The following is a 23,845-nucleotide window of genomic DNA, read 5'->3' on the forward strand; positions in this document are numbered from 1 at the left end:
GTACCGCAGCGATACCTATGTGTCAATCAAACCGCGCGTTGGCCTTGGCCGTTACTTCTCTGCAACGACGCCAACGATAGGTCCCATCGGAAACCCTCCATCGTGGCGGCCAATCTCGGGTGCATAAAGCCTTGAAATATTTCCGTCAAAGTAAAGCGCTTGGGGCACGCCGAGATGATCTCGAAAGAGCCGTGCGAAAGCATGGAAATTGACCGGTTCATCCGAGATGGCGAACCACGTCTTCGCGCCATCTGCGGATGTCCCCACGCCATTTCGGATAAAAAGACTGTCGCTGTCTTTGAGAAACTTTGGATGCAGAGCGCCATCAATGACCAGCATCGGCCCGGATTGCGTTGCGAATTTGCAGTCGGGCGTAGTTTCCTCAAACACAAGGGTCTCAATCACATCTGACCGACCCTCCCGGATGCAAAACACACCATTGGGCAAAAGGCCAAAATTCCCCGGACCATCGCGCGTGATCAGCGGTGTGTTGACGGTGCTGTTTTCAACATAGTGTCCCACCGGGCTTCGGTCTTGATGATACATGCCCGCATTCATCGCAAAGCGCAGCTTTTGATCCGCGCTCTCAAGATGCTGATCTACATTGTCAAAGCTGGCCAATGGCGCGCCGGTTTCCGGATCATTCAGAAAAAGCTTGAGCGTGTTGTCGGCGCTATTCACTTTGCAGATGGTGTAACCTGCTCCATCGAATTGAACCGACGTGCACTCCGCCGCATGAGCCGCAAATGGAGCCAGCCCCAAGACGAACACCCACCTCAAGATGGCACTAGTCTTCGATATCACGTCGTACGGCATCCTGGGCAAAAAGCCTCCGGGTTTCGTCAAGCTGGTCAAAAGTCTCATCCAGGCGGAACCGCAATTCGGGTGCGAATTTCAGCGCAAGTTTCTTGCCAATGATCCGGCGCAGTTCGCCTTTGTTCCGGGCAAGCAATTCGATCACGTCATCGCGTCCCTGCCCACCCAAAGGCAGCACATAGGCTGTCGCCACCTTTAGGTCCGGTGATGTGCGCACCTCGCCCACCGTAACCGAAAGACGATTCAGATCGGGATCATGCACATCACCGCGCATCAAGACATCCGAAAGCGTGCGACGGATCAACTCTCCAACGCGCAGCTGTCTTTGTGAGGGGCCAGGGCCGTCATGAAACTTGTTCTTCGCCATATTCCAGCATCTATGCCCTGCGTGAGGCTTTGCCAAGCGATGATCACCACGCTAAGGAAGTCTGGCGGAATTTTGGAGACAGATCATGACAGATGCGCCAGGTATCGTCGTCACCGGGGCCTCGGGTCGGATGGGACAAATGTTGATCGAAACGATCAATGCGTCTGATCGCGCAACGCTCGTTGGGGCGATTGAGCGCTCCGACCATCCATGGGTGGGCAAGGACCTAGGTGAGATGATGGGCGGTGCAAGTTCGGACGTTGTTGTGACGGATGACGCGCTAGAGGCTTTTGCAAAGGCACAGGCGATCGTGGATTTCACCTCACCGGCGGCATCCGTTGAATTTGCAGGGCTTGCAGCGCAGGCGCGATGTGTTCACGTGATTGGAACCACGGGCTTTGCCGAGGATGAGCTGCAAAAAATCAATGCGGCAGCACGCCATGCAACGATTATCCGCGCTGGAAACATGAGCCTAGGCGTCAATCTTTTGGTGCAACTGACCAAGAAAGTGGCAGCGGCCCTGGATGACGACTACGATATCGAAGTCATCGAAGCGCATCATAACCAAAAGGTCGATGCGCCATCAGGAACGGCATTGATGCTTGGTGAAGCGGCCGCAGAGGGGCGAGGCGTGTCGCTGGGTGAGGTCGCGGACAGAGCGCGTGATGGTATCACCGGAGAACGCAAACGCGGCCAAATCGGCTTTCACGCTATACGCGGCGGAGACATTGTGGGGGAGCATGACGTTCTCTTTGCGGCACTCGGGGAACGCATTGTGCTTCGTCACGTTGCCTCGGACCGCGCGGTGTTTGCGCGTGGTGCACTCAAGGCCGCGCTATGGGGACAGGGCCGCAAGCCCGGTGAGTATGACATGCTGGATGTCCTGGGCTTGACAGAAAACTGATCCAAACCATTTTCCACGTCGTAGAAGTTTAAATACTGATCACGGGTGTGGACACATGCGACTTTTTTCAGCTTTACTCATCGGCCTCTTGGCCGCCTCGCCAGCAATGGCTGACGGGTTTGACAAAATTGATGATCGCGACACGTTTGTGGAAGTGATCAAGGACAAAAAGCTCAAGCGGTTTGGCATTGATCTAACAGTGTCACCAGGCGGTGAGATTGCCGGCAGGGCATTTGGGCGGTCTGTCACAGGTGCCTGGCAATGGAAATCTGGCTACTTTTGCCGCGACCTTTACTGGGGAAAACGTGATTTGGGCCCGAATTGTCAGGCTGTAAAAATTCAAGGTGAGACAATCCGTTTTATCTCGGACCAGGGCACAGGCCAGTTCGCTGATCTTGTGCTAAAATAGATTTCGTAGATCGCGGTCGCGTCAAAAGTCGACCGCGATGCCCTTTTTCTCCCAATCACCGTAGCGCACAGGGTCAGGACCTTTTCGGCCACCCAACTCCTTGGGGCGTTCCATTTCCTTGGCCTTCTTCCGCCGGTCTTCAGCCTCTGCCAGGGCGCGTTTGGCGGCTTCGGGTAGGTCTTTTTGGTCTTGTGTCATAACGATTTAGCCTTCAGCTCTGGCCGTACTGTCCAACGCTTGATATACGCCGCCTTCGTCAAAAGGCCAATCTACACAAATGACATCTCGTAAAACTCATTCGCCACGCGGCGCGGCTGTAGCCTTGCTGGATCAAGTGATTGGCCAGGGCCGTTTGCTGTCGGAAACGTCCGGCGTACTGCGCGATATGGCCGGAGCACAAAGGGCCGAAGCACTTCGCCTGGCGACGGATACGTTGCGAGGTCTCGACCGCGCAGACCGTTTGTTGTCACGCGCCGTGCGCAAAAAGCCTCCACTCCACGTTCGCAATGCGTTGAGACTTGGCACGGTAGAGCTCTGTCTCGGCGGTGATGCACATGGCGTGGTCAGTGATCTGGTTGGATACATTTCCAAGAACAATCGGTATCGCCATCTCAAAGGCCTCGTGAACGCCGTGCTGCGTCAAATGGCCGATGGCGCGGGCAAACCCTGGAACGACTTGCGTATTCCGCGCTTACCCAAGTGGTTGCGTGATCCCTTGACCGAAGCATGGGGCAATGGCTCTGTCTCAGCGATGGAGGCCGCGCATTTTAGCGGCGCTCCATTGGACGTGACGGCTAAATCTGATCCTTCAGGTGTGGCAAAGACGCTCGGCGGCACGCTTCTACCCACAGGCTCAATTCGTCTTTCCAGCTATGGTCAGGTGTCTGCGCTTGAGGGGTTTGAGAACGGTGACTGGTGGGTTCAGGACGCAGCGGCGGCCATTCCTGTCCAAGCGCTCAAGCCCGGCCCAGGTACGCGCGTACTCGACATGTGTGCCGCACCAGGCGGTAAGACTTTACAATTCGCTGCAGCCGGGGCCGAGGTGACCGCAATTGATGCATCTGATCGACGGATGGACCGTGTGCGCGAAAACCTTGAGCGCACCAAACTGTCGGCAGAGCTTGTTGTGGGCGATGTTCTTGAGTTTGAGGCCGAGGGCTACGACATCATTCTGCTTGACGCGCCCTGTTCTTCCACAGGCACAATTCGGCGACATCCCGATCTTCCCTATGCCAAGGATGGATCAGAATTTGGCGATTTGATCGCTTTGCAGACCAAGATGCTCGACCATGCTGTGTCCCTTCTCGCTCCTGGTGGTCGGCTGATGTATTGCACGTGCTCGCTTTTACCTGATGAGGGCGAGGTTCAAATCGAAGAGCTTTTACAGCGACGAGATGAATTGAGAACCGACCCAACCATATTTGACATACCCGGCATAGACCCTGAATGGCTCACAGAGGAAGGCGGGTTGCGGCTGCGCCCTGACTATTGGCCTGACCTGGGTGGAATGGACGGATTCTATATGGCCTGCGTGACATTGCGCACATAAGCGAAAGCGCCGTGACTCACCTCAATCCTGAGGGTATAGTTGTCACACAACGCCACAAAGAGCGTGCCGAGGCCGGGAACACATGTCGCGATCCGAGAACTTGTCCCATCGATTAACTGATTTGCGGAACCGTTTCGCGGCACGCCGTGCAGCCATGACGCGCGCCGCCACGGCATTCGTCTCGCAACCCGAACCACGCACGATTGGCAGCTTTGCCAAGGGGCGTCAGCTCACAGCAGGCAACTACCTCTTTGCTGGGCATCTGGTGCAGAAACCTGGGGCAGGTCTCTGGGAGATCACGCCGCCGGACCAAGGATTTACCAACGAGCTTCATGGTTTTACATGGCTCGATGATCTCGCAGCAGCAGGAGATAGTTCCGCGCGCACTGCGGCGCAAACCTGGCTATGGCAGTGGATCGACGCATTCGGTCAGGGCAAAGGACCGGGATGGACCCCAGACCTTACGGGGCGGCGGCTCATTCGGTGGATCAACCACGCGATCTTTTTGCTCACAGGACAGCACAAAGATCAATCAGACGCCTTTTACCTTTCCTTGGCACAACAGACAAAGTTTCTGGCACGTCGTTGGAAGGCAACCGCGCCCGGCTTGCCTCGGTTTGAGGCGCTAACCGGGTTGATCTATACCGGCCTGTCCCTGGAAGGTATGGAAGCGCATATTGAGCCAGCCGCGAAAGCTCTGGATCGCGAATGCCTTAGCCAAATCGACGATCAGGGTGGTTTGCCCACGCGCAATCCCGAAGAGCTTTTGGAAGTGTTTACACTTCTGACCTGGGCAGCCGTGGCGCTCAGCGAATCCGGGCGCAGCCCATCAGAGGCCCATTGGGCTGCGATTGAACGAATTGGCCCTACTTTGCGCACGCTGCGCCATTCCGATGGTGGGTTGGCCCGCTTTCATGGCGGCGGTCGCGGCCTTGACGGACGGCTCGACAGTGCGTTGGCCGCCAGCGGCGTGCGCGGGCGCAAGGCAGACGGATTGGCTATGGGTTTTGCTCGTTTAAACGCTGGGCGAACGTCGATTATTGTCGATGCAGCTTGCCCACCGTCCGGGCCGGCTTCAGGCAATGCGCATGCGTCTACACTTGCGTTTGAACTGACCTCAGGGCGCAGGCCGCTGATCGTGAATTGCGGATCGGGTTCCAGTTTCGACAAAGACTGGCGCCGTGCAGGACGGGCGACACCTTCGCATTCAACTCTGGTTGTAAGCGGTCAGTCCAGCAGCCGTCTTGGTGCATCTGTAGCAAAGCAAGACTGGCTCATGGACGTTCCGACCAACGTGCCAATCGGAATCAGCCAAGCTCCGGATGGGTTCCGATTTGAAGGCGGTCATGACGGGTACCTGGAGAATTTTGGCCTGACCCATATCCGCAAGCTGGACGTTACGTTTGACGGCGCTGGCATGGTCGGTGAAGACAGCCTCATGGCGCTCGATGACGTCGCACGGAAGCAATTTGACCGCGTCATGGACCAAACGCAACTGCAAGGCATTCCCTTTGAAATCCGGTTTCACGTCCATCCGGACGTGGATATCTCACTTGATATGGGTGGCGCGGCGGTTTCACTCGCCCTTAAAAGTGGTGAAATCTGGATTTTTCGTGGTGAGGGATCGACCCAAATTCAAGTTGAACCCAGCGTTTACCTGGAAAAAAACCGTCTCAAGCCACGTGCGACCAAACAGATCGTTCTCTCTGGCCGCGCAATGGAGTATGCGACGCGCACAAGGTGGTCGCTTGCGAAACCCGCAGACTCACCGGTCGGCATTCGCGACTTGGTGAAAGACGAGGCATTCGCCGACGCCACCGATACATAACTGACTGTCTTCCGAGGGATTGCTGCCAATGTCTGATCTTGCCCCTGTGCGCCGCGCACTTCTGTCTGTGTCCGATAAAACCGGATTGATTGAGCTGGGCCGCGCGCTCTCGGAGCGAGGTGTGGAGCTGGTATCGACCGGGGGAAGCGCAAAGGCTTTGCGCGAGGCTGGGCTTGACGTGCGCGACGTGGCGGACATCACCGGCTTTCCCGAAATGATGGATGGTCGGGTCAAGACCTTGCATCCCATGGTCCATGGCGGGTTGCTGGCTTTGCGTGACAAAGATGATCACGTGGCCGCAATGGAAGAGCACGGCATCGGTCCAATCGACCTTCTCGTGGTCAATCTTTATCCGTTTGAGGAAACGGTCGCCAAGGGTGCCGATTATGACACCTGCATAGAGAATATCGATATCGGTGGCCCTGCTATGATCCGGGCCGCCGCCAAAAACCATGCTTTTGTGTCTGTTGTCGTGGATGTTGACGATTACCAGCCGCTTCTGGCCGAATTGGATGCCAATGACGGGCAAACCACCTATGCATTCCGTCAAAACCTTGCGTTGACAGCTTACGCGCGCACTGGCGCATACGACGCTGCTGTGTCGTCCTGGATGGCCAAAGCGTTGGCCCAGGACACCCCACGCCGCCGTGCTTTTGCCGGGCATTTGGCGCAGGGGCTTCGCTATGGCGAGAACCCACACCAAAATGCGGCCTTCTACACAGATGGCTCGGCGCGTCCCGGTGTGGCCACTGCGGCTCAAGTGCAGGGAAAAGAGCTAAGCTACAACAATATCAATGACACCGATGCCGCGTTCGAGTTGGTCAGCGAGTTTCGCCCCGAAGACGGCCCGGCCTGCGCCATCATCAAACACGCAAACCCTTGCGGCGTGGCACGTGGCGAGACACTGCGCGAGGCTTACATTCGGGCGTTCGATTGTGACCGCACCTCAGCCTTTGGCGGGATTGTTGCTCTGAACCACCCTCTGGATGGGGCCACAGCAGAAGAAATTTCTCAGATTTTCACCGAAGTTGTGATTGCACCCGGTGCCGATGACGCCGCGCGCGAGGTCTTCGCCAAGAAAAAGAACCTGCGGCTTTTGACGACCGAGGGTTTGGCCAATCCGACCGAGGCATCCCTGATGATAAAACAGGTTTCCGGCGGCTATCTCGTGCAGGACAAAGATAGCGGCGCGCTTGATCCGCGTGACCTAAAAGTTGTGACCAAACGCAAACCGACCGATCAGGAAATGACTGACATGCTCTTCGCTTGGCGGGTGGCGAAACACGTCAAGTCGAACGCGATTGTCTATGTCAAAGATGGCGCTACGGTGGGCGTGGGCGCCGGTCAGATGAGCCGCGTTGACAGCTGTCGTATCGCCGCCCGAAAGGCCGAGGATATGGCCAAAGAGCTTGGATTGGATCACCCATTGACCCAAGGCAGCGTTGTGGCTTCTGATGCGTTTTTCCCTTTTGCCGATGGTCTTTTGACCGCGGCGGAGGCAGGCGCCAAAGCTGTGATCCAACCCGGTGGGTCGATGCGCGATGACGACGTGATCGCGGCGGCTGATGAGGCGGGTCTGGCCATGGTCTTGACCGGCATGCGACACTTCCGGCACTAAGGCTCAAATCGTGGAACAAACGCGATACCTGACCGAGGAGAGCAGAATGCGCACCGTTTTTTGGGTGGCAGCGATTATCTTTGTTGTCGATCAGGTGTCCAAATACCTGATCGTGCATACCCTGAACCTCAAAGACGTTTTGCGGATTGATGTTTTTCCACCTTTTTTGAACCTGCGCATGGCGTGGAACACCGGGATCAACTTCGGGATCGGCGCAAGTGATAGTCCCTATATGCCTTGGGTCCTCATAGGCGTTGCGTTGGTCATCGTGGCGTTTGTCCTTTGGTGGGTCCACAAAGAGCCCCAAGGGCGAGGGCAACGAGTATTTGCCGGGGTGCTCGTTGGTGGCGCACTGGGAAACGTAGTCGATCGGGTGATTTACGGCGCGGTTGCGGACTTTCTCAACATGTCTTGCTGTGGGTTCACGAACCCAACGGCGTTCAACGTAGCCGATATAGCAATCTTCGTAGGTGCCTTCGGTTTGATCCTATTTGGCACAGAGAAAAAGTCGACGTGACCTTGCCCGACGAATCCGTTAAAACCCTTCTTGGTAACCTGGGAACTGGGCGATGAAGCTTCCAACGATTTCTTTGCTTGTATTGACAATGGTGCTGTCTGCGTGCGGATCGCGCGACAAAGAGGTGGTGCTCACAAAACTCAAAAACGACGACTCCGGTCCGGAAGAGTTTGGAATTGTGCCGGGAAAACCGCTGCAAGCTCCTGAAAACTATACAACCCTGCCGCAACCCAACCCGGGCGGCGCGAACATTACAGATCAAACCCCAAAGGCGGACGGTATTGCAGCGCTGGGTGGAAACCCAGCAACGACAGCGGGCGGTATCTCCGCTGCAGATGGTGCTTTGGTCAACCATTCCCGTCGTTTTGGCGTCAATTCTGGCATCCGACAAACTTTGCGCATCGAAGATTCAGAGACTCGTCGCAAGTATGGTCGGGTTAATATTCTTCGGCTAGGCCCAAACAACTACGATCGCGCCTACCGCCGTCAATGGTTGGATTCCAAGCAAGAGACTGCTCGGCTCCGCAACTTGGGCATCCCAACGTCATCATCTCCACCCATCCTACCAGGCCGCCGACGCTGACAAAGCTGTCAACACAGTTGAAACCTCGCAATTGAACCGTATTTAATGACCCAGGCAATTCTTGCTGGGAGGCATACAATGCGCGCGTTTTTGACCGGGCTGGTTCTATCGTATTTTACGGCGGCGTCTGCCATCGCGAGTGATCAGGTGACAACATTCACGTTGGACAACGGTATGGACGTTGTTGTGATCGAGGATCACCGTGCACCGGTTGCGGTGCACATGGTGTGGTACCGCGCTGGAAGCGCGGATGAAGATCCGGGCGTGTCGGGTGTTGCGCATTTCCTTGAACATCTGTTGTTCAAAGGCACAGAAACGCTCGAACCAGGTGAGTTTTCCGCGACCGTCGCGCGAAATGGTGGCTCAGATAACGCTTTCACCAGCTTTGACTACACAGCCTACTTTCAGCGCGTGGCCGCCGACCGCCTAGAGTTGATGATGCGGATGGAAAGCGACCGTATGGTTAACATTCAGCTCACCGAGGATGACATTCTAACCGAGCGTGATGTGATCATCGAAGAGCGCAATCAGCGTGTTGAAAACAACCCCTCATCGCTTTTCCGCGAACAACACAGTGCGGTACAGTTTCTGAACCACCGCTATGGCGTTCCAATCATCGGTTGGCAGAACGAGATGAGCAAACTTACGCGTGATGATGCTCTGGCGTTTTACAAGAAATTCTATGCCCCAAACAATGCCATACTGATTGTGGCAGGTGATGTGGAGCCTGAAAACGTTAAGGATTTAGCCGAGACGTATTATGGCGTGATCCCCACCAATCCGGACTTGCCAGAACGCGCCCGCGCGCAAGAGCCGCGTCAAATGGCTGAGCGCCGTTTGAACTTTGAAGACCCTCGTGTAGCGCAGCCTTATGTGACGCGCTCTTATCTTGCACCAGAACGCGACAGCGGGGCGCAAGAAAAAGCAGCTGCTCTGACCCTGCTTGCGGAAATCCTCGGCGGTGGCACCACATCGGTTCTGAACGAAAAACTGCAGTTCGAGACGCGCAAGGCGGTTTATGCCGGCGCGTTCTACAGGGGCATGTCACTGGATGACACAACCTTTCATCTTTCGATCGCGCCCGCACCCGGTGTGACACTGCAAGAGGCAGAAAAAGCTATGGATGATGTCATTGAGACCTTTCTTGAAACAGGTATCGACTCCAAGCAGCTAGAGCGCATCAAGAGGCAAATTAAGGCCTCAGAGATTTACGTGCGCGACGATGTTAGCGCGCTGGCCAACAGGTACGGTCGTGCTTTGACCCAGGGCTTGACCGTCGAAGATGTTCAGGCCTGGCCGGATGTTTTGAATGCCGTGACCGAAGATGACATTATGGCGGCGGCCAAAGAACTCTTTTCGAAGACAAACAATTCCGTGACCGGCTATGTGCAAGCCCCGGAGGTGACACAATGATCCGTTTTGTATTCGCAGCTCTGCTGGTATTCGCGGCACTCCCGGCGCGTGCCGATGTGGACATAAAGGAAATCACCACACCCGGCGGCATTGATGCATGGCTGGTTGAAGATCACAGTATTCCGTTTGTTGCATTGGAACTGCGTTTTCGTGGCGGCGCATCTCTGGATGCACCAGGCAAACGTGGTGCGGTAAATCTCATGACTGGTCTTCTTGAAGAAGGCGCCGGCGATCTTGACGCACGCGCTTTTGCGCGTGAGGTCGAAGGTCTTGCCGCATCCTTCAGCTACAGCGCGCAGCAAGACGCAATCAGCATTTCGGCCCGCTTCCTGAGCGAAAACCGTGACGAAGCATTGGCTCTTTTGCGTGAAAGCCTGATTAATCCGCGCTTTGATGAGGATGCGATTGAAAGGGTTCGGGCGCAGGTGGTATCTGGCATCCAATCAGATGACAAAGACCCCGACGAGATTGCCAGCCGGTCTTTCGGCGGGCTTGTGTTTGGTGACCATCCCTATGGAAGTTCATTGAACGGCACTTTGGAAACTGTATCGGCTCTGACGCAAGATGATCTTGTGTCCGCGCACAAGGCTACGTTGGCACGCGACCGTCTTTATGTCAGCGCCGTCGGTGATGTAACCGAAGAGGAGCTTGCGAGCATTCTCGACGCGCTGCTGGGTGATCTCCCAGAGACGGGCACACCATTGCCCCAGGATGCCGAGCTAAATTTGCCAGGCGGAACCGAAGTCGTGGACTTCGAAACACCACAGTCGATCGCAACCTTTGCACAGCCGGGGATTGACCGCGATCACCCAGATTTCTTCGCCGCTTTTGTGCTCAATCACATCCTTGGCGGCGGCGGATTTGAGAGCCGTCTGATGCAAGAAGTACGGGAAAAACGCGGTCTTACTTACGGCATCTATTCGTTCATCCTGAACCGCGATGGTGCTAATGTCTGGATGGGGCGCGTGGCTTCAGCCAATGATCGTGTGGCGGAAGCGGTTGAGGTGATCGGCGACGAGTGGGAGCGTATTCGCAGCGAAGGCGTCACTGCCCAGGAATTGGAGGACGCCAAGACTTATCTCACCGGTGCATACCCGCTTCGCTTTGATGGTAACGGCACAATTGCCAATATCGCTGTTTCAATGCAGATGGATGGGTTGGGAATTGACTATATCGCCACTCGCAATGACAAGGTGAACGCCGTAACGCTTGAGGACATAAATCGCGTCGCCCAGGAATTCCTGGATCCCTCACAACTGACCTTTGTTGTTGTCGGACAGCCTGAAGGCCTAACCGACACAGTCAACTAAGCGTATCGGCCAAGGCGCGCCCAAGTGCCGGATCTGCATTCATCAAAGGCGGCCGCAGGTTCAACCAGCGGTCGTCTTTTGATTGCAACGCTTTAAAAGCCTTAAGCGCCGGGATGAGACCGCCGTCCTGAATCGCTTTGCGATGCGCGTTGATCGGCGCAAGCGCGGCTTCTGCACCATTCCAATCTTCGGACCGGGCCAAGTCATACATGGCCCGGATTGCAGACATGTTGGTGTTGCAGCTCGCCGAAATACAGCCACCACCGCCCAGCTTCATCGCGTCGATCATGAAACTCTCAGAGCCTGGGAACACCGAAATACCAGGGGCCGCTTTGATCACTGCCTGTGTATTGTCCCAATTGCCAGAACTGTCTTTATAAGCCACGACAATATCGGGAAACGCTTTATTCAGCCGCGCAGCCAGTTCGGGTGATATTCCGACACCAGCGTTTTGCGGAATGTGGTAAAGACAGACACGCATTGCATCTGATCCCACCGCTTCGATCAGTTGGCTGAAGTAGCGATAATACCCTTCATCATTGGCTTGCGTGAAGAAAAAGGGCGGCAATGTCATCACCGCCGCGCATCCTAAATCGACGGCGTGTTTGCATAGCGTCAACGTGTCCTCAAAGGCGCAAAGCCCTGTGCCTGGCATCAGCTGATCAGCGCGCGCCGTGCTGCTATCAACCAGAAGCTCCAGCATATGCATCCGCTCTGAGACCGTATTGCTAAGCGCTTCGCCGGTCGTCCCGAAGGGTGATAGGTAATGGACCCCGCCAGCGAGGCAGTCACTAGCATGGCCCAAGTAAAGATCTTCTGCGATGCTGAGATCATCGTTATAGGGTGTCAGAATCGGCGTGATCACACCGGAAAAACGGTCTGCCATGAAAAGTGTCCTTCGCTAGTAGCCCCTGTTTGGGTCCACGATATTGTTGAGTGAGTCACCGGCTTGCCAGCGTTTCAGATTGGCCAGAAACATGTCAAACGAGGCAAGATCCCAGCCTTCGTACACGGCCGAACAATGCGGTGAGATGAGCGTATTTGGCAAATCCCAATAGGGGCTGTCGGCTGGCAAGGGTTCTGTTGCAAAGACGTCAAACGCAGCCCCTTTGATCTGACCTTTGGTCATGGCAGAGATTGCCGCGTCTGGTACGATCACGCCACCGCGTGACACATCAACCAGAATGGCGGTGGGCTTCATTGCGTCAAATGCAGCCTGATCCACCAGACCGCGTGTTGAGTTGAGGAGCGGAACGCAAACGCATATCACATCCGCCTGCCCCCACAACTTGGGCAAATCATCCGCAGCATGAACCTCATCGACATGGTCTACGGGGCTGGGCCGTGCCCGCGTGCCCAGAACATGCATCCCAAACGCCTTGGCGCGGGCCGCCACGGCCTGACCTGTTTGACCCAGACCAACGATCAGGAGGGTTTTGCCCTTCAACGGGCTGACCATCCGGATAGGCCAAGTCCTGTTGGCCTTATCCTGCTGCAGACGCGGGATATCGAGCGTGAAATGCAGCGCACAGCCAAAGACAAACTCGGCCATCATGGCAGAGGCCACACCGGCTGAATTGGTGACGGTTGTGCGCTCTGTATTCCACTTGCCAAGGTGATCGCATCCCGATCCGCCAACGGATATCCAGCGGGGACCGGCATCGCCCAAAAGGGCGTCCCGGGGGAACGGTTGGCTGACATCAAACCGCACCGAATACACCACATCCGGCCGAAACGATCCGATCGCGTCCTCCAACTCTGCATTCGAGTGACAGGCCAGCGCATCTAAATCGGGTGCCGCCTCATACAAACTCGCCATCATTGCGTCTGTGGTGTCGTTGTGCACGACAACGCGAAGCCCATCACTCATGCGTCACAACCCGGGTTTACAAGTTTGGCAAGATCAGAAAACCGCGTCTCAGGCGATAGCATCGCATCGCGCATGGCCCAGATGGATTTGGCGCGGGTTTCACTCAGCCGCCCTTCGCAAAAGCTATGAAATTTGGCCTCAATATCGGCATCCGGCCTCCAGGCATCGGGCCCGCCGCTGGCAGGTGTGTCTTCGGATTGCAGACGTGTGCCGTCCGTCAACACCACCTCAACATCCGACCAACGCCCCTCTGGAAAGCGCGCATTGTGCGCCTGTGCGGCCTTCGCTGTGATCTTGGGGATAATCGTTGCAATCTCCGGATCTTTCAAACCAGCCCCGGCGATATGGGCAGGCGCAACTGTGCCGTGTTTGAGCATCACCGCCATGACAAATTGCAGCGAGTACTGCGCCTGCGTGGTGCTTTCCGGCATACCCGCAAAGAGCCGCGCCGCTTCGTCAAAGGTACGCACCTCGATCGAGGCAACGCTGTTCTGATTGACCTGCGGATTGTCCCGCATCACCTGCTGCAAGGCATCAAGTGCAGCATGCCCCCAGCGGCAACTTGGATAAGGCTTGATGTAGTTCTCAGCGACGGTCCAGCTTTGCCCGAGATCAGACCAATACCCGGCCACCTCGTCTGCCTCCGCCGTGATCGCAGGCGCGCCTGTGAACCCGCGCATCGCCAGCAGTGTGGCCGAGCACCCAACCAAGGCCCCCATGCCAGACCCATCATGCAACATCGTTGGATTATCGATCTCGCGCATCATCTGACTTCGCGGGCCGTGGTACTCGGCTAAGCCCATCGCATGCCTGAGCTGATCAGCGCTGGCCCCTTTCAAACGGCAGCCCAACGCCGCAACACCCAGCGCGTTCCAAGCTCCGGACGTGTGATAGTCACTCACCGTCGCATGCAAAGCCAACCCTGCCCGTGCCGCAATCTCGTAGGACATCGCCAGCGTGCGCAACGCGTCTAGGCCAGTCAGATCAGGCTGTGTTTCGGCGAAGGCAAACAAAGCTGGAACCACCGCACACCCGATATGCCCTTTGGTCTTGTTATACCCGTCATGCCCATCAAGGTTGTCGATCTGCGTGGCAAGCGCCCATGCCGCGCCGGGCAGACTGACCTTGCGACCATCAAAGAGCATGCTTGCCGCATTTTCAGGACTGCCAGCCGCATGAAAATCAACCGCGAAGTCACGTGCAATATGTCCAACCTCCAAAACAGTCGCGCCCGCCGCAACGCCCAGGGTATCAATTAACAACGTAGAACAATGCTGCAGAGCATGGTCCGGGATCGACAAATCTGCTCCAAGGGCAAAATCGGCAATGGCCGCGAACTGTGCCTCGCTGGGCAGAGCCACAGGGTTAAGATGCTGATTCATGCGCTTATCCTTTCGAAAAGCTGGCCAAAGCCCTTGGGTGCCGGGCCAAGATTGGCAATGTCCATTACTTGAAACATCATCGCCTGATTGGATGTGACAACCGGCTTACCGAGTTCCGCCTCCAGCTCGGCGATAACTTCAACAGCACGCATATCCGTACAGGACAAAACGACAGCATCGGCCTCAGGGTGATCCGCGCGTTTGCCAAGTTCGAAAACATCTTCAGGCAAGAGCGCGCCTTGTCCTTCGTTGTCCAAGGTTCCGTCAACATCGGCACGCCCGACTGATTCAAACCCTTCGCTGGCCAAAAAGGCGATGGCTTCATCGTTGAGACTGGGCACATAGGGCGATGCAAACCCAATGCGGTGCGCGCCAAGCTTCTTCAAAGCATGGACCAGAGCACCGGCAGCAGTCACCGTCTTGGCCGCGCTTTGCGCGGCGATACGCGACCGCAGGTCTGTATCAAACTTCGGACCATGCGCCAGTGTTGCAGACGTGCAGCCATAGATGACCACATCGGGACGCACACCCTGGATCAGGCGCAAGGGCTCTTCCATATCCGAAGCCCCCAATTGGGCCATCTGGCCCTCATCCGGAATTTCATCCGCATCATAGCCCCCAAGGCGCGCAAAATGCAGGGATGTGCCCTCCGGCCTGAGCATCATCATGTCAGGTTCCAGATTGGTGTTTGTAAATGGTACAAACACACCAATACGCGTACGGCCTCGTGTCTCTGCAGCCATCAGGATGCTTCCTCCTGCAGCGCAGCTTCGATCAATTCTGCCGCAAGGTCCATGTCATCTGCGACACCCACCGTCGCACGCAGGCAATTGGGCAGGCCAGCACCACCCTGAGCTCGCAGGAAAACACCCTCTTGGCGCAAGGCCTGATCTACGCGCCTCGCGGCTTCTTCAGAGGCAAACTGCAAGAGGGCAAAGTTGGTATAACTTTCCGGAACATGTAGCCCCGCAGTTCGCATTCGTTTGATAAAGTGATCCCGCAACTTCGCTGTTTCTTCACAAGTCGCGCGCATATAGGCTTGATCTTTCAGAGCTGCCAAACCCGCCATTTGACCCGCCAGCGCAACATTGTTGGGGTTCATCACCTTGCGCATTTGCGCGGCAATATCCTGAGGAAAATACCCCCATCCGACACGCATCCCCGCCAAGCCGTAGGCCTTCGAGAATGTGCGTAAGACCAGTGTATCGCCTCGACTAACCAGATCGAACATCGGCTCGTTCAGGTGATCAGCAAATTCGCCATAAGCCTCATCAACGACCAAGAGCACCGTTTCAGGCAAAGCATCGCGTAAGCGCCGAACCTCGGCGCCAGAAAGACGTGTGCCGGTCGGGTTGCCTGGGTTGGCGAGGAAAACGATCTTGGTATCAGGCTGAACCGCGGCCAACAAAGCATCAATATCTGCGCACAGGTTTGTTTCCTTGGCGGTGTCGAAACGCGCGCCAGTTGTCAAAGTGGCTGTCTTGAAAAACGGATAGGCATGCTCTGGCGCCAAGGCCGCGTCATCAGCGGAAAGATAGGCCCGCGCCAGGCATCCGATCAGGTCGAGTGATCCATTGCCGCAGAGGATTTGATCTGGATTTTGGCCATGCAGGTCAGCCAGGGCATATCGCAGCTCGCTCCAATCCGGATCGGGATAGAGATGCGGGTTTTCAGCGGCCTTGCAGATAGCTTGGGCCACCTTGGGGGACGGAGGCCGCGCGCTTTCGTTTTGGGATAACGAAATCGGTCGTTTGCCCTCAGGTGCACTCAGGTCGGCCAACGCATAGGGGGCCATTGCGGCGACATGCGGGTGTGGCGCTATCATTTTTCGCCCTCCCAGCCGTAGTGCTCTTGCGCTGCATCGAGCGAAACCAGACCCTCTTCAAGGTCACGCGCGACGTCCTCCTTCGCCCGGTCCTGAGGCGGGCCAAACCCACCACCACCTGGTGTCTCAAGGATCATCGGAACACCGGCAGGCACGCGAAACTCGCCCTTGCTGGGCAAATCATCACTCGCCTGCCCGATGCGCATGCGCCCTTTGGCTCCGGGCTGGCCGCCATGTCGGCCTGCTGCTGGAAACAGGATGCGTTCCACAGATGGGAACACCAAAAACTCAGTCTCCTCAGAAGACTGGATTTCGATATGCTGCCCCAGCCCGCCGCGATGCTGCCCCGGACCGCCGCTGTCGATGCGCAATTCGCGCTTGGTGATCAGAACGGGCGCAGTCGCCTCAGTTGTCTCAACCTGACTGCCCCAGACGCCGCTTGGAAAGGCCGTCGCAGACAATCCGTCACGTGTCGGTCGCGCGCCGGTCCCGCCGTTGTAAACCAACTCCAATGCAAAATGCGCACCGCCATCCCGTGCCGCTTCGGGTGTGTGTCGAATGGGCAGGTCATAAAGGCAGGACGCACCCTCGGCAGGCACCTTGTCAGGCACCGCCTGGGACAAACACCCATAGACAAGGTCCGGTGTCATCTGCCCCAGCGAGTGGCGCATGGCCACAGGCACCGGAGGTTGGGCGTTCAGAATACACCCTTTGGGACCAGTCACCCGGAAAGGTTCAAGCGATCCCGCGTTGTTAGGAATGTCCGACCCGATGATGCAGCGCAGAGCAAAGACCGAATAAGCCGTGGCATAGTTCAAAGGCACGTTGATGCCTTTGTCGGAGCACCCATCGGTTCCGTCAAAATCAAGCAGGATGTGGTCCTCGGCCACTGTCAAAGTTGCAGCCAACTTGATGGGATGTTCATATCCATCCACCATCAGTTCGGACCTGTACACGCCCTTTGGCACCTCAGCGATCGCTTGGATCGTGCCTTGCCGCGAGGTGTCTATAATGTAGTCAGCCAGTGCGTCCAGATCCTCCAGATCAAACTCAACCATCATACCAGCTAGCCGTTCTGCCCCCGTTTCGCAACACGCGATGAGCGCATATATGTCACCTTCGTTGGCAATCGGTTCGCGAGAATTGGCTTTGACGATCTCCATCAGAAAGCTGTTGATCTCTCCAGCATCGAGCAGTTTGCAGGGCGGGATCAGAAGGCCCTCGTCGAACACGTCTGAACCTTCCGGCCCCATACCCTTGCCTCCCAGATCGGCAAGGTGGGAGGTGCAGGAGGTGAACCCCACAACGCGGTTTTTGTGAAACACCGGCTGCATCAACAGAAAGTCATTGAGATGCCCTGACGCGAGCCACGGATCATTTGTCATGTAGATATCGCCGTGGCGCATGTTCTGGATCGGAAACCGCTCCAACAGGTTTTTAACCGCCTCGGCCATCGTGTTGATATGCCCCGGCGTGCCGGTCACCGCTTGCGCCAGCATACGTCCCCGCAGATCAAAGATGCCTGCCGAGATGTCCCCGCTTTCGCGCACAATGGGACTGAAGGCGGCACGGATGAGGGCTTGTCCCTGCTCTTCCACAACTGCCAGCAAGCGGTTCCACATTACCTGCAGACGTGTTTTTGGAATCGACCTCATGGCGCGCTCCCTTTCTTCAGCAAGAGGATATTGCCCAGCGCATCCACCTTGGCTGAAAAATCTGCGCTGACATAGGTGGTGGTCTGTGGCTCAACGATCAGTGCGGGTCCTTGAAGCGTTGTGCCTGGACTCAACGCCGCGCGGTCGTAGATGGCGGCCGGGCGCCTTTGTGAGGTCACTTCGCAGAAGACAGACGTTTGCCTGTTGGGTGGGGCGCAGGTCACTTCCGGCGTGGCGGAGGGTTTGCCTGGCGGGGTATCCCGACTGGCCACGCGCACAAACCAGTTAAGAATTTCAACCGTCATCCCCGGCACAGCCCGTGAAAACTGCGCGCTGTATTCTGCCTCAAATGCTGCCTGTAACTCTGCGATGCGGTCTGCTTGCAGCTCGCCAGAAGGTAAAGGAATTTCAATTTCATGCCCCTGCCCGCGATATCTCATAAACGCGGATTTGGTGATCTCTAGGTGACCTTCCGGTGCGCCAGCCCGTACAACGTCACTTGCCTCCTGGATCAACCTGCCAAGGAACGCATTGATCGCCGCTACATCAAGATCTTCCAAGGTGCTGTAGCGACTGCGTACGATTTCAAAAGACACAGGCGCAAAGAGGAAGCCAACAGCGGAGCCTACACCGGGGTCATTGGGCACAAGGATGCGGCTCACGCCCGCGCGGCGCGCCACTCGTGTTGCATGGAGCGGCCCGTTCCCGCCAAAGGCAATCATGGTGCGTGCGCCAAGATCCTTGCCCGACTCCACGGCGTGCATTCGTCCTGCGGCGGCCATATTCTCATCCACAATTTCGCTAAGACCCGCGGCAGCTGCCTCGATATTGGTTTCCAAGGCTTCTGCAATGTTTGTGTTTATCGCCTGGCTTGCCGCTTCAGCATCAATCGCAAGACGGCCCTCGGCAAAGCTGGAGGGTTCAATCAGACCCTGCACCACATCGGCGTCGGTCACTGTTGCCAATGTTCCGCCTTTGGAAAACGCAGCCGGACCAGGTTCGCTGCCCGCGCTCTCTGGCCCCACCTGCAGCCGACCTAAGCGGTCTACCGATGCAATTGACCCACCACCCGCGCCGATCTCAATCATTTCCAATACCGGAATGCGCACCGGCATACCTGATCCTTTGATGAAGCGCGCGGCGCGTGCAATCTCAAATCGCCGCGCACTTTGCGGCTGGTACTGGTCTATCAAGCATAGCTTGGCGGTTGTGCCTCCCATATCAAACGACAACACGTCCTCTGCCCCAACCTGAGCCGCAATGCGCGCAGCCAGGATCGCCCCGCCAGCTGGCCCGGATTCGACAAGTCGAATGGGTAAGGCAGCAGCCGTTTTCAGCGTGGTCATGCCACCCCCAGCCGTCATCATCAGAATGGGGCACCGCACGCCTTGGGATGAAAACCGGGTTTGGAAATCCTCAAGATACGACGCCATCAGCGGTTGGATGTAAGCGTTCGCGATGGTCGTGCAGAGGCGGTCAAACTCGCGGGCCTCTGGACTGACTTCACTCGAGATCGAAATTGAAACGTCGGGCAACTGCGCCTGCAAAAGCGATTTGAGCCGATGCTCATGTGTCGGGTTCGCGTAGGCGTGCAAAAGACAGATCGCAACCGCTTCGGCGTTGGAGTCCTCGAGTTGCCGCACAAGCTCAGCCACCGCTATTTCATCAAGCGGTGTGTATTCATCACCGGTCGCCGTGATCCGCCCGCCCACAGTAAACGCCCGGCTGCGCGGGACCAAGAGATCAGGCTTTTGCAGGTTTATGTCGTACTGGCTATAGCGCCGCTCATACCCGATCTCCAGAATATCGCGGAACCCGGCACTGGTGATCGTGGCAACCCGTGCACCCCGCCGCTCAATCAGCGCATTCGTGGCCAGAGTTGTGCCATGGATGAAGCCTGTCAGATCACGCCAATCGTGCCCTGCATCCTGCAAGACCAAGCTGACACCCTCAAGCGCTCCAAGCGTTGGGTTGGTCGGAGTGGTTGGCGTTTTGTTGGTGGAAAGGATGGTTCCGTGCGCATCCACCAGAACTGTGTCGGTAAACGTCCCGCCGATATCAACGGCGACGCGCAGCCCAGAAACCTTTGTCATATGATTATCCGAAAGAGGATGCCTAACATCCGGTTGCGTCAACAAACCCAGCGCGCCAAAGCGCGAATGCGTTGCCTATACGACCAGATCACACCGTAGCGTGCGGCGATCAAAGCGCAGTGCAGCAATCAGATGAGACATGTTGCGTTGCCTTCCTTACGGATTTGGCAACGCTGCTTTGAAACTCGGATTCTGTCAATAGGGGTGTAGGACCAGATCAGAAATCGAGGTTTTCGACGTTGAGCGCATTTTGCTGAATGAACTCGCGCCGTGGCTCAACCACATCGCCCATCAGTTTGGTAAAGAGATCATCCGCCTCGGCCATATCATCAACCTTGACCTGCAAGAGCGTGCGCGCGTCCGGATCAAGCGTGGTTTCCCAAAGCTGATCTGGGTTCATCTCGCCAAGGCCCTTGTAGCGTTGCAGAGACAGGCCCTTTTCGCCCTCTTTGAGAATGGCATCCAACAGGTCCAATGGGCCGAAAATGCTCTGCGTGCGCTCCTTGCGGTGCAGCGTTGCCGGACGCGCATAGACCTCTTGCAATGGCTTGGTCAGCTGCCCAATCCGCCGCGCCTCGCCGCCCCGAAGGATAGGACCATCCAAGGTCCGCACCTCTTCTACCCCGCGCAGCATGCGCGCCAAACGCACACCATGGTCCTGCGTTGGCCTTCCCTGCCAGCCACGTTCCCATTCCAGCGCGATCAGGTTCAAACGGTCCGCAACGGCATCCGCGACACCTTGAAGGTTGGCATCCACGCGGCCCGATTCAAACGCACCGGCGATTACGGCTTGTTCCAGAATATGGCGCGGATAGTGCGTCGGGAACGCATCCAGGATGCGATTGGCCTGACGCGCCTCTTCAACCACGCGCACAAGGTCCTGGCCGGTGATATCTTCACCGCCCCCCAAACGCAGAATGGTGTCGTCCGTGCCTTGCTCGATGAGATAGTCCTCAAGCGCTGGCTGGTCTTTGAGATACACTTCGGATTTACCCCGACTTACCTTAAAGAGCGGCGGCTGCGCGATATAGAGATAGCCCCCTTCAATCAGCTCCGGCATTTGCCGGTAAAAGAATGTGAGCAAGAGCGTTCGGATGTGGGCCCCGTCCACGTCCGCGTCTGTCATCAGGACAATCTTGTGATAGCGCAGCTTGCTCAGATCAAACTCATCTCGTCCGATGCCCGTGCCCAGCGCCATCACGAGATTTCCGATCTCCTGGCTCGAGAGCATGCGATCAAACCGGGCCCGCTCTACGTTGAGGATTTTACCCTTCAGTGGCAAAATGGCCTGTGTGCCGCGATCACGGCCGGTCTGAGCCGACCCCCCGGCGCTGTCGCCCTCGACAATAAACAATTCTGTCTTGGCGGGGTCCTTCTCAGAGCAATCTTTCAACTTGCCCGCCAGATAGTTCACATCCATCGCCGTCTTGCGCCGCGTCAATTCCCGCGCTTTGCGCGCCGCTTCTCGCGCCAAAGCAGCCTCAACGATCTTGCCGACGATCATCTTGGCCTCGTTGGGATTTTCCTCGAACCATTCAGACAGCTTTTCGTTAACAAGACCTTCCACCGCCGGACGCACCTCGGATGAGACAAGCTTATCCTTGGTCTGGCTGGAGAATTTCGGATCAGGCACCTTGACTGACAACACACAAGTGAGGCCCTCACGGGCATCATCGCCGGTGAAGCTGACCTTTTCCTTCTTCGCGATACCGCTGTCTGCGGCATATTTTTGAATGACACGCGTCAGCGCGCCACGAAAGCCCGCCATATGCGTGCCGCCATCGCGCTGGGGGATATTGTTTGTGAACGGCAAAACATTTTCGTGGTAGCTGTCATTCCACCACATCGCCACTTCGACACCAATCTCATCGCGCTCTCCGGTGACAAAGATCGGTTCGGGCATCAAAGCGGTTTTGCTGCGGTCGAGATAGCGGACGAATTCCTTCACGCCCCCGTCGTAATGCAGCTCTGTTTCCAGTGGCTCAGCGGGGCGTTCGTCGCGCAAAATGATGCGCACACCGGAATTGAGAAAGGCCAACTCGCGCAGGCGTTTTTCAAGGGTTTCAAATACGTAATCCAGGTTAGAGAACGTATCCGTAGAGGCCAGAAACCGCACTTCGGTTCCACGCCGTCCATTGGCCTCCCCTACGACCTTCAGGTGATCCACCGTTTCACCACCTTCAAACCGGGCAATATGCTCTTTGTCCCCTCGCCAAATCCGCAGCTCCAGCCAATCTGAGAGCGCGTTGACCACTGACACACCGACCCCATGCAGACCGCCGGACACCTTGTAGGAATTACTGTCAAACTTACCGCCGGCATGCAGCTGGGTCATGATGACTTCGGCGGCGGACACACCCTCCTCCTCGTGCAATTCCACCGGAATTCCGCGGCCATTGTCGCCGACAGAAACCGAGTTATCACGATGAATACACACCGAAACATGGTCCGCATGACCGGCCAAAGCCTCATCAATACCGTTGTCGACGACCTCGTAGACCATGTGGTGGAGGCCGGAGCCGTCGTCGGTGTCGCCGATATACATGCCGGGGCGCTTACGAACCGCCTCTAAGCCTTTGAGAACTTTAATGGAATCTGCGCCGTAGTCTTCGGGTGACGCTGCTGCTTCTGCCATGCAGGCTGTCCTTCGTATTTTTCATGATTTTATACGATTTTCTGGGGGGTTTGTCACGTCATGACCACAATATTTTGTGGTTTGGGGCCAGTTTTTCAGGCGGTGTGGGAGCCGGGATTGGCAACGTCGGTAAAACGTCGGTATTGCGTCGGTATCACGTCGGTGCGGATCAGGGTGTGACAGACCTACCTGAAGGCAGTCTCAGACAGTTCAAGGTGCAGTCGTGAGGCCTCTTCCCACAGCGCGCGGATGTCGTCTCTGGGGGCTTCAGACACCCAATCTTCGGCGGCGCGCCATTCGGAGTCCACAAGCTCCTCTAGCAAGAGATCGACCCCCTCCATTGTGGCTTTCTCCTTGGCCGCCATCTTCCGAACCAACAGTGCATCAATGGCGTCTTCGGTGCTCTTGTCGAGGCCAGCACCGGCTCGCAGGCGGGCCAAATCCATCGGCGGCATGGCAGAAGTGTTGAGCCGCAACCATCGCAACGCCAATGCAGGGCGCAGAATGTAGAACCAACGCTTGACCCGCAGACGTCCCTCTGGATCGCGCACGCGAGATTTCTGACGCCGCATCAGGGACAGGTAGTGCCATGTCACAGACTTGCGGCTCAGGGCCTGCTCCGTGAACGTCGTCAATTGGTCTATGACGCCCGGCTGGGCGCGGTACTGGATGGGTGACTGTAGCCATTCCGCAATCACGGCATTCGACCCCAGCGCCAGTTCAAGCGCCTTGGAAAGCTCCCAGCCGGAGAGATCAAGCTCGTCGTCGATGGGTCGCTCAATGACATCGCGCTTCTTGCCCAGTTTGTAGAACCAGTCGCGCGGACGGGCATAGACAAACCGCACGTCGTAGTCGCTGTCAGGAGAATGAAACCCCCAGGCCCGGGACCCGGATTCAACGGCGAAGAGGATACGCACGCCGTCTTCCTGCTCGATGGCGGTCAGAGCACTTTCAATTTCGGCACGCATGGCCGGACCAACGGGTGACTTCATTTGATGGTCTCCAAATGCGACGCGCCATCAGTTTCGTCTACATGGATGTGGTGCGCACGGTCCCCAAGTTCCTCGAACA

The 23,845-nt window shown here is 56.7% G+C and carries 21 protein-coding genes; 9 read left to right on the top strand and 12 right to left on the bottom strand.

Annotated elements, in window-relative coordinates:
* Positions 1–51 precede the first annotated feature (51 nt).
* Together RZS32_RS07215 and rbfA are read right to left on the bottom strand one after the other, a co-directional pair.
* Positions 52–816, bottom strand: coding sequence for a phosphodiester glycosidase family protein (locus tag RZS32_RS07215; protein ID WP_422395938.1), 765 nt, complete (start codon positions 814–816; stop codon positions 52–54).
* The gene (rbfA, locus tag RZS32_RS07220; protein ID WP_317056343.1) at positions 788–1,183 is read right to left on the bottom strand and encodes a 30S ribosome-binding factor RbfA; all 396 of its coding nucleotides are present in this window, start codon (positions 1,181–1,183) and stop codon (positions 788–790) included. Before rbfA ends, RZS32_RS07215 begins: the two co-directional genes overlap by 29 nt.
* Positions 1,184–1,268: 85 nt before the next feature.
* On the opposite strand from rbfA, the gene dapB reads away from it, so the two are divergent.
* Together dapB and RZS32_RS07230 are read left to right on the top strand one after the other, a co-directional pair.
* Positions 1,269–2,087 (top strand): 4-hydroxy-tetrahydrodipicolinate reductase, encoded by an 819-nt coding sequence (dapB, locus tag RZS32_RS07225; protein ID WP_317056344.1) that lies wholly within the window; start codon positions 1,269–1,271, stop codon positions 2,085–2,087.
* A gap of 55 nt (positions 2,088–2,142) precedes the next feature.
* Positions 2,143–2,496 carry a dihydrodipicolinate reductase gene (locus RZS32_RS07230; protein ID WP_317056345.1) on the top strand — a complete coding sequence of 118 codons (354 nt, stop codon included), beginning with the start codon at positions 2,143–2,145 and terminating at the stop codon, positions 2,494–2,496.
* Positions 2,497–2,517: 21 nt separating this feature from the next.
* On the opposite strand, the gene RZS32_RS07235 is transcribed toward RZS32_RS07230, so the two are convergent.
* Positions 2,518–2,694 carry a DUF1674 domain-containing protein gene (locus RZS32_RS07235; protein WP_317056346.1) on the bottom strand — a complete coding sequence of 59 codons (177 nt, stop codon included), beginning with the start codon at positions 2,692–2,694 and terminating at the stop codon, positions 2,518–2,520.
* Between the two features lie 79 nt (positions 2,695–2,773).
* Here RZS32_RS07235 and RZS32_RS07240 point away from each other — a divergent pair, with 79 nt between their 5' ends.
* The 7 genes from RZS32_RS07240 (at position 2,774) to RZS32_RS07270 (ending at position 11,314) form a co-directional block, all read left to right on the top strand.
* Positions 2,774–4,045, top strand: a complete 1,272-nt coding sequence (locus RZS32_RS07240; RefSeq protein WP_317056347.1) for an RsmB/NOP family class I SAM-dependent RNA methyltransferase — start codon at positions 2,774–2,776, stop codon at positions 4,043–4,045.
* 82 nt (positions 4,046–4,127) lie between these two features.
* Entirely contained in the window at positions 4,128–5,873 is a 1,746-nt protein-coding gene (locus RZS32_RS07245) for a heparinase II/III family protein (protein WP_317056348.1), read from the top strand.
* Between the two features lie 28 nt (positions 5,874–5,901).
* Positions 5,902–7,491, top strand: a complete 1,590-nt coding sequence (gene purH, locus RZS32_RS07250) for a bifunctional phosphoribosylaminoimidazolecarboxamide formyltransferase/IMP cyclohydrolase (protein ID WP_317056349.1) — start codon at positions 5,902–5,904, stop codon at positions 7,489–7,491.
* 46 nt (positions 7,492–7,537) lie between these two features.
* Positions 7,538–8,008 carry a signal peptidase II gene (gene lspA / locus RZS32_RS07255; RefSeq protein ID WP_317056350.1) on the top strand — a complete coding sequence of 157 codons (471 nt, stop codon included), beginning with the start codon at positions 7,538–7,540 and terminating at the stop codon, positions 8,006–8,008.
* Positions 8,009–8,060: 52 nt separating this feature from the next.
* Positions 8,061–8,591, top strand: coding sequence for a DUF3035 domain-containing protein (locus RZS32_RS07260; protein ID WP_317056351.1), 531 nt, complete (start codon positions 8,061–8,063; stop codon positions 8,589–8,591).
* A 78-nt stretch (positions 8,592–8,669) separates the two neighbouring features.
* Entirely contained in the window at positions 8,670–10,004 is a 1,335-nt protein-coding gene (locus RZS32_RS07265) for a M16 family metallopeptidase (RefSeq protein ID WP_317056352.1), read from the top strand.
* Positions 10,001–11,314 carry a M16 family metallopeptidase gene (locus tag RZS32_RS07270; protein ID WP_317056353.1) on the top strand — a complete coding sequence of 438 codons (1,314 nt, stop codon included), beginning with the start codon at positions 10,001–10,003 and terminating at the stop codon, positions 11,312–11,314. The genes RZS32_RS07265 and RZS32_RS07270 overlap by 4 nt, the downstream gene beginning before the upstream one ends.
* Here RZS32_RS07270 and RZS32_RS07275 read toward each other — a convergent pair.
* The 9 genes from RZS32_RS07275 to RZS32_RS07315 all read right to left on the bottom strand — a co-directional run bounded on the left by RZS32_RS07275 (position 11,307) and on the right by RZS32_RS07315 (position 23,766).
* Positions 11,307–12,200, bottom strand: a complete 894-nt coding sequence (locus RZS32_RS07275; protein WP_317056354.1) for a dihydrodipicolinate synthase family protein — start codon at positions 12,198–12,200, stop codon at positions 11,307–11,309. The genes RZS32_RS07270 and RZS32_RS07275 overlap by 8 nt on opposite strands.
* A gap of 15 nt (positions 12,201–12,215) precedes the next feature.
* On the bottom strand, positions 12,216–13,184 hold the full coding sequence (locus RZS32_RS07280) for a D-2-hydroxyacid dehydrogenase (protein ID WP_317056355.1): 969 nt from the start codon (positions 13,182–13,184) through the stop codon (positions 12,216–12,218).
* Complete coding sequence (locus tag RZS32_RS07285; RefSeq protein WP_317056356.1) at positions 13,181–14,566, bottom strand: MmgE/PrpD family protein; 1,386 nt, start codon at positions 14,564–14,566, stop codon at positions 13,181–13,183. The genes RZS32_RS07280 and RZS32_RS07285 overlap by 4 nt, the downstream gene beginning before the upstream one ends.
* Positions 14,563–15,309, bottom strand: a complete 747-nt coding sequence (locus tag RZS32_RS07290; RefSeq protein ID WP_317056357.1) for a maleate cis-trans isomerase family protein — start codon at positions 15,307–15,309, stop codon at positions 14,563–14,565. Before RZS32_RS07290 ends, RZS32_RS07285 begins: the two co-directional genes overlap by 4 nt.
* Positions 15,309–16,391, bottom strand: a complete 1,083-nt coding sequence (locus RZS32_RS07295) for a pyridoxal phosphate-dependent aminotransferase (RefSeq protein ID WP_317056358.1) — start codon at positions 16,389–16,391, stop codon at positions 15,309–15,311. Before RZS32_RS07295 ends, RZS32_RS07290 begins: the two co-directional genes overlap by 1 nt.
* The gene (locus tag RZS32_RS07300) at positions 16,388–18,046 is read right to left on the bottom strand and encodes a hydantoinase B/oxoprolinase family protein (RefSeq protein ID WP_317056359.1); all 1,659 of its coding nucleotides are present in this window, start codon (positions 18,044–18,046) and stop codon (positions 16,388–16,390) included. The genes RZS32_RS07295 and RZS32_RS07300 overlap by 4 nt, the downstream gene beginning before the upstream one ends.
* The gene (locus RZS32_RS07305) at positions 18,043–20,139 is read right to left on the bottom strand and encodes a hydantoinase/oxoprolinase family protein (protein WP_317056360.1); all 2,097 of its coding nucleotides are present in this window, start codon (positions 20,137–20,139) and stop codon (positions 18,043–18,045) included. Before RZS32_RS07305 ends, RZS32_RS07300 begins: the two co-directional genes overlap by 4 nt.
* A gap of 217 nt (positions 20,140–20,356) precedes the next feature.
* Positions 20,357–22,774: a DNA topoisomerase (ATP-hydrolyzing) subunit B gene (gyrB, locus tag RZS32_RS07310; protein WP_317056361.1), complete on the bottom strand. Its 2,418-nt coding sequence runs from the start codon at positions 22,772–22,774 to the stop codon at positions 20,357–20,359.
* A gap of 185 nt (positions 22,775–22,959) precedes the next feature.
* Complete coding sequence (locus RZS32_RS07315; protein ID WP_317056362.1) at positions 22,960–23,766, bottom strand: nucleotidyltransferase domain-containing protein; 807 nt, start codon at positions 23,764–23,766, stop codon at positions 22,960–22,962.
* Positions 23,767–23,845 lie beyond the last annotated feature (79 nt).

Origin of the sequence: Roseovarius sp. W115 (genome assembly GCF_032842945.2) — a bacterium.
GTDB lineage: Bacteria > Pseudomonadota > Alphaproteobacteria > Rhodobacterales > Rhodobacteraceae > Roseovarius > Roseovarius rhodophyticola.

Excerpts from the sequence above, each read along its gene's own strand:
- RZS32_RS07215 (WP_422395938.1), bottom strand. The coding sequence starts at position 816 with ATGCCGTACGACGTGATATCGAAGACTAGTGCCATCTTGAGGTGGGTG.
- rbfA (WP_317056343.1), bottom strand. The coding sequence starts at position 1,183 with ATGGCGAAGAACAAGTTTCATGACGGCCCTGGCCCCTCACAAAGACAG.
- dapB (WP_317056344.1), top strand. The coding sequence starts at position 1,269 with ATGACAGATGCGCCAGGTATCGTCGTCACCGGGGCCTCGGGTCGGATG.
- RZS32_RS07230 (WP_317056345.1), top strand. The coding sequence starts at position 2,143 with ATGCGACTTTTTTCAGCTTTACTCATCGGCCTCTTGGCCGCCTCGCCA.
- RZS32_RS07235 (WP_317056346.1), bottom strand. The coding sequence starts at position 2,694 with ATGACACAAGACCAAAAAGACCTACCCGAAGCCGCCAAACGCGCCCTG.
- RZS32_RS07240 (WP_317056347.1), top strand. The coding sequence starts at position 2,774 with ATGACATCTCGTAAAACTCATTCGCCACGCGGCGCGGCTGTAGCCTTG.
- RZS32_RS07245 (WP_317056348.1), top strand. The coding sequence starts at position 4,128 with ATGTCGCGATCCGAGAACTTGTCCCATCGATTAACTGATTTGCGGAAC.
- purH (WP_317056349.1), top strand. The coding sequence starts at position 5,902 with ATGTCTGATCTTGCCCCTGTGCGCCGCGCACTTCTGTCTGTGTCCGAT.
- lspA (WP_317056350.1), top strand. The coding sequence starts at position 7,538 with ATGCGCACCGTTTTTTGGGTGGCAGCGATTATCTTTGTTGTCGATCAG.
- RZS32_RS07260 (WP_317056351.1), top strand. The coding sequence starts at position 8,061 with ATGAAGCTTCCAACGATTTCTTTGCTTGTATTGACAATGGTGCTGTCT.
- RZS32_RS07265 (WP_317056352.1), top strand. The coding sequence starts at position 8,670 with ATGCGCGCGTTTTTGACCGGGCTGGTTCTATCGTATTTTACGGCGGCG.
- RZS32_RS07270 (WP_317056353.1), top strand. The coding sequence starts at position 10,001 with ATGATCCGTTTTGTATTCGCAGCTCTGCTGGTATTCGCGGCACTCCCG.
- RZS32_RS07275 (WP_317056354.1), bottom strand. The coding sequence starts at position 12,200 with ATGGCAGACCGTTTTTCCGGTGTGATCACGCCGATTCTGACACCCTAT.
- RZS32_RS07280 (WP_317056355.1), bottom strand. The coding sequence starts at position 13,184 with ATGAGTGATGGGCTTCGCGTTGTCGTGCACAACGACACCACAGACGCA.
- RZS32_RS07285 (WP_317056356.1), bottom strand. The coding sequence starts at position 14,566 with ATGAATCAGCATCTTAACCCTGTGGCTCTGCCCAGCGAGGCACAGTTC.
- RZS32_RS07290 (WP_317056357.1), bottom strand. The coding sequence starts at position 15,309 with ATGGCTGCAGAGACACGAGGCCGTACGCGTATTGGTGTGTTTGTACCA.
- RZS32_RS07295 (WP_317056358.1), bottom strand. The coding sequence starts at position 16,391 with ATGATAGCGCCACACCCGCATGTCGCCGCAATGGCCCCCTATGCGTTG.
- RZS32_RS07300 (WP_317056359.1), bottom strand. The coding sequence starts at position 18,046 with ATGAGGTCGATTCCAAAAACACGTCTGCAGGTAATGTGGAACCGCTTG.
- RZS32_RS07305 (WP_317056360.1), bottom strand. The coding sequence starts at position 20,139 with ATGACAAAGGTTTCTGGGCTGCGCGTCGCCGTTGATATCGGCGGGACG.
- gyrB (WP_317056361.1), bottom strand. The coding sequence starts at position 22,774 with ATGGCAGAAGCAGCAGCGTCACCCGAAGACTACGGCGCAGATTCCATT.
- RZS32_RS07315 (WP_317056362.1), bottom strand. The coding sequence starts at position 23,766 with ATGAAGTCACCCGTTGGTCCGGCCATGCGTGCCGAAATTGAAAGTGCT.